Source organism: Sphingomonas bacterium, assembly GCF_903643065.1.
GTDB lineage: Bacteria > Pseudomonadota > Alphaproteobacteria > Sphingomonadales > Sphingomonadaceae > Sphingomonas.
In genome coordinates, this window is the sequence record NZ_CAHJWX010000027.1 from 1 (window position 1) to 10,720 (window position 10,720).

Below are 10,720 nucleotides of genomic sequence, written 5' to 3' on the forward strand. Positions count from 1 at the left end.
CCGGCCAGCAGCTTGAATCAGACTTCTTCGACCAGGGGAATCCCAAACCGATTCAGCCCAGATGACTCAGACTCTAGAGAGTCGCGCGTGTGTAGGACAGGGCGATCAGCCCAGCGCCTCCGCCTGCTCGGCGAGCAGCAGCCAGCGTTCCTCGGCGGTGTCCTTGTCGGTCCGCGCGCGGTCGATCGCGGCGGTCAGCCGCGCGAACGCGCCCGGATCGCGGGCATAGAGGTCGGGATCGGCCAGCGCCGCCTCGTCGCGGGCGATGGCGGCGTCGAGCGCCTCGATGCGGGCGGGCAGCTGGTCATAGTCGCGCTGGTCCTTGTAGGTCAGCCGGCGGGACGCGGCCGGCGCCGGCGCCGACGGCCGGGACGTGGCCCTGGGTGTCGCGGCGGCGCGCGCCGGCGCCCGCTTGCGCTCCCAATCGGCATAGCCGCCCGCGACCACGTCCACCTTGCCCGATCCGTCCAGGCCCAGCGTCACCGTCACCGTGCGATCGAGGAAGTCACGGTCGTGGCTGACGATCAGCACCGTGCCGTCATAGTCGGCGATCACCTCCTGCAGCAGGTCGAGCGTTTCCAGGTCGAGATCGTTGGTCGGCTCGTCGAGCACCAGCAGGTTGGAGGCGCGGGCGAACTCGCGCGCGAGCAGCAGGCGCGAGCGCTCGCCGCCCGACAGCGTGCCGACCCGCGCCTCGGTCAGGTTGGGATCGAACAGGAACTCCTTGAGATAGCCGTGGATGTGCTTCTTGACGCCCAGCACCTCGATCCAGTCGCCGCCATCGGCGAGCACGTCGCGCACCGTGCGCTCGGGCGCCATCAGCTTGCGCTGCTGGTCGATGACCACGCCGTCCAGCGTCTTGGCGAGCCTGACCTCCCCGGTGTCGGGCGCGATCTCGCCGGTGAGCAGCTTTAGCAGCGTCGTCTTGCCCGCGCCGTTCGCGCCGACCACGCCGATCCGGTCGCCGCGCGTGACGCGCAGGTTCAGGTCTTTGATGATCGCGCGGCCGCCATAGGCCTTGCTCACCCCCTTGGCGTCGATCACCGTGCGCGTGCGGACATCGTCGGAGCCGATCGCCAGGTTGGCCGCGCCCTGCGGCCCCATCATCGCGGCGCGTTCGGCGCGCATGTCCTTCAGCTTGGCGAGGCGGCCCTGGTTGCGGCGGCGCCGGCCGGTGACGCCGCGCTGGAGCCAGTGTTCCTCCAGCTTGAGCTTGGCGTCGAGCCGCTCGGCATTGCGCTGTTCCTCCGCATAGACCTGCTCGGTCCAGGCCTCGAAGCCGCCAAAGCCCACCTCCGCCCGCCGCAGCGCGCCGCGATCGAGCCACAACGTCTGGCGGGTGAGGCGGGTCAGGAAGGCGCGATCGTGGCTGATCACGACGAAGGCGCCACGGAAGCGGTCCAGCCAGCCTTCCAGCCATTCGATCGCGACGATGTCGAGATGGTTGGTCGGCTCGTCGAGCAGCAGCACGTCGGGGTCCTGCGCCAGCGCGCGGACGATGGCGGCGCGGCGGCGCTCGCCCCCGGACGCGGTCGCCGCCTCGCGCGACAGGTCGATGCCGAGCTGGCCGGCGATCGCGTCCGCCTCATGCGGCGCGGGGGCGTCGTCGCCCGCCAGGACGTAATCGCCCAGCGTGGCGTGGCCGGCGAGGTCGGGATCCTGTTCCAGCAGCACGACGCGCGTGCCCGGCACGATCGTGCGGCGGCCTTCGTCGGCGTCGATCCGGTCCGCGATCAGGCGCAGCAGCGTCGACTTGCCCGCGCCGTTGCGGCCGATCAGCGCCAGCCGGTCGCGCGGGCCCAGGTGAAGATCAAGGTGGCGGAATAGCCAGCCGGCGCCCTGGATCAGGCCAAAATCTTCATACGCAAGGATGGGGGCGGGCATGCGGAGCGCCGTATCGGTTCAGCGCGGCGAAATCGAGGCGTGACGGCACGCTGGCTCGCGTCCGTCAGGTCCGATCAGGCGACGCGCGGCGTAGCGGGCAGTCGCGTCGATGCTGGCGCGATGGAGCAAGCGGCCGGTTCACAACCTGTTCAACGCTCCCGCCCTATCGCCGGCAATGTGATTGCCCTTGTCCCCCTTCTGTTGATCCTGGCTCCGGCGGTGTCGGCGGATCAGCATCGGGACGACCAGTACCGCGCGTTCGAGCAGCGGCGCGACGGACACCTGCTGCCGCTGCGCGAGATCGAGAACCGCGTGGTGCCGACGATGCGCGATGCGGAGTATATCGGGTTCGACTTCGATGGTGGCAGCGGCGTCTACACGCTCAAGTTCCTGCGCAACGGCACCGTGATCTGGGTCGCGGTGGACGGCCATTCCGGCCAGGTGCTGGGCCGGACGCGCGGCTGAGCGCCGCCGCCCTTGCGTCACCCGCCGCACGCCGCGATAGCGCCCGTCACCAGCCCCCGGGAGAAGCCGATGCGCGTGTTGATCGTGGAGGACGAGCCGAACCTCGGCCAGCAACTTAAGAACACGCTGGAGGCGGCGGGCTATGCGATCGACCTCGCCACCGACGGCGAGGACGGTCATTATCTGGGCCAGACCGAGAGCTATGACGCGGTGGTGCTCGATCTGGGCCTGCCGGAGGTCGACGGGCTGACGGTGCTCGATCGCTGGCGCAAGGAAGGCCGGACGATGCCGGTGCTGGTGCTGACCGCGCGCGACAGCTGGTCGGACAAGGTGGCGGGGCTGGACGCGGGCGCGGACGATTATGTCGCCAAGCCGTTCCAGACGGAGGAGCTGATCGCCCGGCTGCGCGCGCTGATCCGCCGCGCCTCGGGCAACGCGTCGAGCGAGCTGACCGCGGGCGACATCCGCCTCGACACGCGCTCGGGCAAGGTGACGCGCGCGGGCGAGGCGGTGAAGCTGACCGCGCAGGAATATAAGTTGCTGTCCTACCTGCTCCACCACAAGGGTAAGGTGGTCAGCCGCACCGAGCTGATCGAGCATATCTACGACCAGGATTTCGACCGTGACTCCAACACGATCGAGGTATTCGTGACGCGAATCCGCAAGAAGCTGGGCCAGGACGTGATCACCACGATCCGGGGGCTGGGTTATTCGCTGGAGGACCCGGCGGGGTGAGCGAAGGCATGATCCTCCCTCGCTGGCGGGGGAGGACCGGGTGAACCCGCCCGTCACCATCCCCGCGGCGACCGCCACCACCGGCAGTCTCGCGCGGCGGATGATCCTGATCGCGGCGCTGTGGATCGCGCCGTTGCTGGTGGGCGGTGGCTGGGCGCTGGATCGCGTCCTGGCGACCGCGATCACCACCAGCTTCGACGACCAGCTGGACTATGTCCTGACCGCGCTGGTCACCTCGGCCGAGCTGGACAGCAACGGCGATGTGACCTTCAATCGGCCGGCGAGCGATCAGCGTTTCCTGGAGCCGGGTTCGGGCCTGTACTGGCAGGTGTCCGCGCCGGGACGCGAGGCGTTTCCGTCCCGCTCGCTATGGGATCGACGGCTGGCACACGGCTCGCGCGGCTTCGAGCGCGCGGTCGTCTCGTACAACTCAAGGCAATTTTCCGAGGAGGAGTTGCGCGTCGTCGAGCGCGATATCGTGCTGCCGGGCGCGGCGACGGTGTGGCGGTTCCAGGTGGCCGAAAGCCGTGACGAGCTGGACGCGCAGACCTCCGCGCTGCGCCAGACGCTGGTGCGCTCGTTCGCGCTGCTCGCGCTGGGGCTGATCGTGCTCGCGGCCTTGCAGACCGTGTACGGCCTGCGCCCGCTGCGGCGCGTGCGCGAGGAGATCGCGCGGATGCGCAGCGGCCGGACCACGCGCGTCACCGCACCGATGCCGATCGAGGTGCGCCCGATGGTGGAGGAGCTGAACGCGCTGCTCGCGCATAACGAGCGCCAGGCGGAGGAGGCGCGGCGTCACGCCGGCAACCTCGCGCACGCGCTCAAGACGCCGCTGACCGTGCTCATGAACGCTGCCACCGCGAAGGCTGACGATCTCGCCGACACCGTCTGCCGCGAGGCGCGAACGATGCGCCGCCAGGTGGACCACCATCTTGCCCGCGCGCGCGCGGTGGGGCGGCGCGGCTCCGCGCACAGTCGCGCGGCGGTCTGGCCGTCGCTCGAGTCGGTGGAGCGCGCGGTGGCCGTGCTGTACCGCCACGTCCGCATCGACGCGTCGGGTCCGCGCGACCTTGAGGTCCATGTCGAGCGGCAGGATTTGGACGAGATGCTGGGCAACCTCGTCGAGAACGCCGCCAAATATGGCGGTGGCAGCGTGTTCGTCACCGTCGCGGCCGCCGACTCCTTCGTCGAGATTCTTGTCGAGGACGACGGCTCCGGCATTCCGGAGGAAGAGCGGGGGCGCATCTTCGATCGCGGCGCGCGGCTCGACACGGGCAAGCCCGGCACCGGGCTGGGGCTGGCGATCGTGCGCGACGTGGCGGAGATCTACGGCGGCACGGTGGGGCTGGACGAGAGCGAGGACCTGGGCGGGCTGCTCGTCCGGCTACGGCTGCCGGCGGCGGGGTGACATCGAGCCGGCCTGGGTCGGCCGCGCGCTGACTGTCCAGCCGCAGGGTACGATGGGCGCGCCGGCACCCGTCGTGACCAGGCGCGCGCGCGCGGGGATCGCGTCCTTTCCGACGCCGTCGCCGACGCCCGCCACGGTGCCGTAGCCGGCTCGGCGCGGCCATGCAGGTTATCGATCGGGACAGTGACAGGTCGCCGCCGGAACCCGTGACTCGTGCCGGGGCTTCTGCGCGGTGAATCATCCCAGGAGCTTGCGCATGACCACCGACGTCAAGGCCATCTACACGCAGTCGCTGCGCAATACCCATGCCGCCGAGCACCAGGGCCTGGTGCAGATGCAGGCGCAGGTGAAGGGCCTGGACGGCTATCCCGCCTACCAGGCGCTGCTGGAGCGGCATATCGGGACCACGCAGACGCAGCTGGAGCGGCTGGAGCATGCGCTGGCGGCGGCGGGCGCGGGCGGCGGTGGCCTGCGCGAGGCGGTGACGACGGCGGCGGGCACGGTAGGCGCAGCGGTGCACGGCGTGATGCCGGACGCGACGCTCAAGGACCTCTACGCGGGCTATGCCTTCCAGTTTGAGCAGATCGCGGCGTACCGCTCGTTGGCGGTGATCGCGGCGGCGGCGGGGCACGGTGCCGACGCCGGCTGGATCGAGCAGTCGGTCGCGGAGGAGCAGGCGGCGGCGCGTGAGGTGGAAGAGCTGATCGAGCCGGTGACGCGGCAGTTCCTGCAACACCAGGGCGGCTGATCGGCCCGACCCTTGCGATAGGCGGCGTCCGCGCCGATCTATCATGGGTGGCAGTGGCGACTCCTTATGTCCTCGCGTTCGGCGACAGCCTGACGGCCGGTTACGGCCTTGCCACCGAACAGGCCTTTCCCGTGCAGCTGGAGCGGCGGTTGCGCGATCGGCATCCGGGTGCCGTCGTCCAGAACGCGGGCGTTTCCGGCGACACCAGCGCGGGCGGCCTTGCACGCCTGCCGCGCGTGCTGGCGCGGCTGACCGCCAAGCCCGACCTGGCGATCGTCGAGCTGGGCGCCAACGATCTGTTGCGCGCGGTCCCGCCGGTGGCGATGGAGCGTAACCTCGACGCGATCCTGGCCGAGCTGGCGCGGTGCGGCATCCCGGCGCTGGTGGCGGGGATGCTGGCCCCGCCGTTCCTGGGCACGTTCGCGTGGAGCTACAACGCGGTGTTCCCGGCGGTGGCGGCGCGAGCCGGGGCGGCGCTGTACCCTTTCTTCCTTGATGGCGTGGTCGGCGATCCGACGCTGACGCTGGCGGACGGCATGCACCCCAATGCGCGCGCGATCGGCATCGTCGCCGACCGCATCGCGCCGCATGTCGAGGCCGCGCTGGCGGCGTTCGCGCGTCAGGCGGCCTGAGCAGGCGCTTCCAGGCTCGCCATCGCGTCCGCCGCGATCGCGATGCTGCGCTTGCGGGCGGCGTGGTCAAAGATCGAGCCGGTCAGCATCGCCTCGTCGATCCCCGTCCTCGCGATAAAGGCCGCGAGGCCGGTCGCGATGTCGGCGCGGGTGCCCACCGCCGAGCATCGCAGCGTGTGGTCGAGGATCGCGGCGTGGCTCGCGGGCAGGCTGGCGCGATAGCCGGGGACGGGCGGGGGCAGCTGGCGCGGATTGCCGGTGCGCAGCGCCACGAACGCCTGCTGCTGCGACGAGGCGAGCAGTTCGGCTTCCTCGCGCGTGGCGGCGGCGAAGACGTTGAACGCCGCCACCGCATAGGGCCGCTGAAGCGCGCCGGGGCGGAACTCACGGCGGTACACCGCCAGCGCCTGGTCGAGCGCGTCCGGCGCGAAGTGGCTGGCGAAGGCGAAGGGCAGGCCGAACAGCGCCGCGACCTGCGCCCCGAACAGGCTGGAGCCGAGGATCCACAGCGCCGGCCGCGCGCCCGCGCCGGGCGTGGCGACGATCCCGGTCCGGCCGTCATCGGCGAAATAGGATTGCAGCTCGGCCACGTCCTGCGGAAACCCGTTCGGATCGCTGTGCAGGGTGCGGCGCAGGGCCTGGGCGACCCGCTGGTCGGAGCCCGGCGCGCGGCCCAGGCCCAGATCCACCCGGCCGGGGAACAGCGCGTCCAGCGTCCCGAACTGTTCGGCGATCACCAGCGGCGCGTGGTTGGGCAGCATGATCCCGCCCGCGCCGATGCGGATGCGGCTGGTCGCGGCGCCGACATGCGCGAGCACGACCGCCGTCGCCGCGCTGGCGATGCCACGCATGCCATGGTGCTCGGCCGCCCAGTAGCGGTGATAGCCATGCGCCTCCGCGTGCCGCGCGAGATCGGCGGCGTCGGCGAGCGCCTGGCCGACGGTGCCGCCTTCGACGACCGGGACGAGATCGAGCAGCGAATAGCGGGTCATCGCCTCATAATGGGAAGCCACCACCGCCAGCGAAAGGTTCGGCTGCGGACGCTTTGCAACAACGTCGCGCGGGCCTAGATTGCGCCCATGCTCAAGCACATCCTGCGCGTCGGCGGCATCCTGGTCCTGGTCGCGATCGGCGTCGTCGTCTATCTCGCCTGGCCCGACCGCGCGCGGCTCGACATCACGGCGGTGCAGGGCAGCCACCCGCGCATCACCGATCCGCGCGAGCAGATCCTGCCGACGGTGAAGGTCGCCGACGTGGTCGGCTGGGCCAAGGGGCAGACGCCGGTCGCGGCGGCGGGGCTGCGCGTGCAGCCGTTCGCGACCGGGCTGGACCATCCGCGCTGGCTGCTGACGCTGCCCAACGGCGACGTGCTGGTCGCGGAGACGAACTCGCCGCCGCGCCCGGGCGGCGGGATCAGCGCGTGGGTGATGCATCGCCTGATGGACAAGGCCGGCGCGGCGGTGCCCTCGCCCAACCGCATCACCCTGTTGCGCGACGCGGACGGGGACGGCGTGGCGGAGCGGCGCACCGTGCTGATCGGCGGGCTCAATTCGCCCTATGGCATGGTGCTGCTCGGCGGGCAGCTGTACATCGCCGACACCGACGCGCTGCTGCGCGTGCCGTTCACGCCGGGCGAGACCCGCATCGCCGGCAAGCCGGCGCTAGTGGTGAAGCTGCCGGGCGGCGGCAACCATTGGGCGCGCAACGTCATCGTCGCGCCCGACGGCAAGTCGCTGCTGGTCAGCGTCGGCTCGTCGAGCAACATCGCCGACAACGGGATCGAGGCGGAGCGCGACCGCGCTGACATCCTGGAGGTGAACCCGGCTACCCGCACCTATCGCATCTATGGCGGCGGCCTGCGCAATCCCAACGGGATGGCGGTCAACCCGGTGACGCACGAGCTGTGGACGGTGGTCAACGAACGCGACATGCTGGGCTCCGATCTCGCGCCCGATTACCTGACGCAGGTCGAGCTGGGCGATCATTTCGGCTGGCCCTGGTATTATTGGGGCGGCTATCCCGACGATCGGGTCGAGCCCAAGAACCCGGCGCTGCAGGAATATAGCAAGCGGCCGGACTATGCGCTGGGGCCGCATGTCGCGGCGCTGGGGCTGGCCTTTTCCGACAGCGTCAGGCTGGGCGGGCGCTGGACGACCGGGGCGTTCGTGGGCGAGCACGGCTCGTGGAACCGCTCGCCGGTATCGGGGTACAAGGTGGTGTTCGTGCCCTTCGCGGCGAGCGGCTTCCCGACGCCGGGCGCCAAGCCAGTGGATGTGCTCACCGGCTTCCTCGACCCGGCCGGCAAGGCGCGCGGCCGCCCGGTGGGCGTGGTGGCCGATCGCACGGGCGCGCTGCTGGTCGCCGACGATGTCGGCAATGCGGTGTGGCGGGTGACGTGGGCCAGGCAGGTGGCGAGCCGGTAGGGAGCAGGGAGCAGGGAGCAGGGAGCAGGGAGCAGGGAGCAGGGAGCAGGGAGCAGTTTTCCTTTAGTCGTCACCATCTGCAATTGTTCAGGGGGACCGACATGCCTTTCCGGCCTGTTCCCTGCTTCCTGCTCCCTACTCCCTCCCCGGTTCTGGCGCCGTTCACCTTGCGGGCCTACATAGGCCCGCGATGCTGTCCTTCCCTCGCGCGCTCGGCGCCTCGTTCGTGCTCATCCTCGCCACCGGCGGCGCGGCGTCGGGCCAGCAGGCGCCCAGACCCGCCGCGCCGGTCGCGGTCGATCATACCGCCTGGCTCTACAAGGGCTCGGACATCACGCCCGATCCGGCGTGGCAGTTCGGCACGCTGCCCAATGGGGTGCGCTATGCGGTGCGCCGCAACGGGGTGCCGCCGGGGCAGGTGTCCATCCGCGTGCGCGTCGACACCGGCTCGCTGTACGAGACGGACAGCGAGCGCGGCTTCGCGCATTTCATCGAGCATCTGTCCTATCGCGCCTCCGCCTTCGCGCCCGATGGTGAGACCAAGCGCATCTTCCAGAACTACGGCGCCACCTTCGGCGTCGATACCAACGCGCAGACCTCGCCGGTATCGACCACCTACAAGCTAGACCTGCCGGCGGTCACGGGGGAGAAGCTCGATTCGACGCTGCACATCCTGTCCGGGATGATGGCGCGACCGGTGATCAACGAGACCACGCTCAACGCCGAACGGCCGGTGGTGCTGGCCGAACAGCGCGAGCAGCCGGGGCCGCAGGTGCGCTTTTCGGACGCGCGCAACGCGGTGTTCTTCGCCGGCCAGCCGCTCGCGGACCGCTCGCCGATCGGCCACGTCAAGAACCTCCTGGAAGCGACCCCCGACACCGTGCGTGCGTTCCACGATCGCTGGTATCGGCCCGAGCGCACCACGGTGGTGATCGCGGGCGATCTCGATCCGGCGGTGCTGGGCGACGCGGTCGCCCGGAACTTCGCCGGCTGGCGCGGCGTCGGGCCGGCGCCGGTCGAGCCCGATTTCGGCAAGCCCGATCCGACCAAGCCGGTCACCGGCGCGCTCGTGGAGCCGGGCCTGCCCGCCGTCACCTTGCTGGCGACGATCCGGCCGTGGCATTTCAACAACGACACGGTCGCGTTCAACCAGCATCGCATGGTCGACAGCCTGGCCGCGCGCGTCATCAGCCGGCGGCTGGAACAGCGCGCGCGGGCCGGCGGCAGCTTCCTTCAGGCGGGCGTGGCGCTGGACGACGTGGTGCGCTCGGCCAACGTCACGCAGGTGACGATCGTGCCGGTCGGCGACAAATGGGAGGCGGCGTTGCGCGATGTGCGCGCCGTCCTCGCCGACGCGCTCAGGTCCCCGCCGAGCCAGGCGGAGGTGGACCGTGAATATGCCGATTACGAGGCGTCGCTGCGCAACGGCGTCGATACCGCGCGGGTCGAGGCGGGCGCGCGGCAGGCCGACGACCTGGTCGAGGCGCTGGACATCCGCGAGACGACCACCGCGCCCGAGACCTCCTATGCGATCCTGAAGGACGCACACGACAAGGGCATGTTCACGCCGGCGACGCTGTTCGCGGCGATGACGGGGCTGTTTCAGGGCGACGCGCAGCGCGCGCTGGTCAACACGCCCGCGCCCGACCATCTGGCCAACGACAAGCTCGCCGCCGCGCTCAAGGCGGATGTGAGCAAGGTGGCGGTGGTCCGTCGCGCGCAGGGCAATGTCAGCTTCGCGGCGCTGCCGGCGCTGGGGCCGGCGGGGACGATCGCGCATCGCGAGCCCGTCGCGGACCTGGACATGGAGCGGATCGACTTCGCCAACGGCGTGCGGCTGCTGATCTTCCCGACCACGTCCGAGACGGGCCGCGTCTATGTCCGCGCGCGGTTCGGCGGCGGCGTCAACGCGCTGCCGGCCCGGGCCAGCGCCGCCTGGGCGGGCGAGCCGGCGCTGGTGCCGAGCGGCGTCGGCAAGCTGGACGAGGGCGATCTGGACCAGCTCACCGCCGGCCATGTGATCGGGCTGGATTTCGACATTGCCGAGGACGCGTTCTCGTTCAATGCGCTCACCTCCCCCGCCGATCTGGGCGACGAGCTGAAGCTGATGGCGGCCAAGCTGCAATCGCCGGCGTGGAACGCGGCGCCGCTGGCGCGGGTCAAGGCGGCCAAGCTGGCGGGGTTCGCGGGCTATGACTCGTCGCCCGACGGCGTGCTGTCGCGCGACCTAGAGGGATTGCTCCACGACGGCGACGCGCGCTGGGCGCAGCCGACCCCGGCGCAGGTGCAATCGCTGACGCCGGCGCAGTTCAAGTCGTTCTGGGCGCCACTGCTGGCGAGCGGGCCGATCGAGGTGTCGGTCTTTGGCGACGTCAAGGCGGACGACGCGGTCGCGGCGGTGGCGGCGACCTTTGGCGCGCTGCCG

At 70.9% G+C, this 10,720-nt stretch carries 9 protein-coding genes; 7 read left to right on the top strand and 2 right to left on the bottom strand.

The features are described from left to right. Positions 1 to 105: 105 nt before the first annotated feature. Entirely contained in the window at positions 106 to 1,884 is a 1,779-nt protein-coding gene (locus HUU95_RS02040) for an ABC-F family ATP-binding cassette domain-containing protein (RefSeq protein WP_174278569.1), read from the bottom strand. Positions 1,885 to 2,085: 201 nt separating this feature from the next. Between HUU95_RS02040 and HUU95_RS02045 the strand changes: the two genes are divergently transcribed. The 5 genes from HUU95_RS02045 to HUU95_RS02065 all read left to right on the top strand — a co-directional run bounded on the left by HUU95_RS02045 (position 2,086) and on the right by HUU95_RS02065 (position 5,872). After that, positions 2,086 to 2,349 (top strand): hypothetical protein, encoded by a 264-nt coding sequence (locus HUU95_RS02045; protein WP_254602564.1) that lies wholly within the window; start codon positions 2,086 to 2,088, stop codon positions 2,347 to 2,349. A 69-nt stretch (positions 2,350 to 2,418) separates the two neighbouring features. Beyond that, the gene (locus tag HUU95_RS02050; protein ID WP_174278570.1) at positions 2,419 to 3,084 is read left to right on the top strand and encodes a response regulator transcription factor; all 666 of its coding nucleotides are present in this window, start codon (positions 2,419 to 2,421) and stop codon (positions 3,082 to 3,084) included. A 100-nt stretch (positions 3,085 to 3,184) separates the two neighbouring features. After that, a complete protein-coding gene (locus HUU95_RS02055) occupies positions 3,185 to 4,492 on the top strand; it encodes a sensor histidine kinase (protein WP_174278576.1) in 1,308 nt (435 codons plus the stop codon). A gap of 256 nt (positions 4,493 to 4,748) precedes the next feature. Continuing rightward, a complete protein-coding gene (locus tag HUU95_RS02060) occupies positions 4,749 to 5,240 on the top strand; it encodes a DUF892 family protein (protein ID WP_174278571.1) in 492 nt (163 codons plus the stop codon). A 53-nt stretch (positions 5,241 to 5,293) separates the two neighbouring features. Then, entirely contained in the window at positions 5,294 to 5,872 is a 579-nt protein-coding gene (locus HUU95_RS02065) for an arylesterase (protein ID WP_254602565.1), read from the top strand. Here the strand turns inward: HUU95_RS02065 and HUU95_RS02070 are convergent. Beyond that, on the bottom strand, positions 5,860 to 6,864 hold the full coding sequence (locus HUU95_RS02070) for an LLM class flavin-dependent oxidoreductase (protein WP_174278577.1): 1,005 nt from the start codon (positions 6,862 to 6,864) through the stop codon (positions 5,860 to 5,862). The genes HUU95_RS02065 and HUU95_RS02070 overlap by 13 nt on opposite strands. Before the next feature lie 87 nt (positions 6,865 to 6,951). Here HUU95_RS02070 and HUU95_RS02075 point away from each other — a divergent pair, with 87 nt between their 5' ends. Continuing rightward, positions 6,952 to 8,295 carry a PQQ-dependent sugar dehydrogenase gene (locus tag HUU95_RS02075; protein WP_174278573.1) on the top strand — a complete coding sequence of 448 codons (1,344 nt, stop codon included), beginning with the start codon at positions 6,952 to 6,954 and terminating at the stop codon, positions 8,293 to 8,295. A gap of 190 nt (positions 8,296 to 8,485) precedes the next feature. Next, on the top strand, positions 8,486 to 10,720 hold a 2,235-nt coding region (locus HUU95_RS02080; protein ID WP_174278574.1), incomplete at its 3' end, for a M16 family metallopeptidase.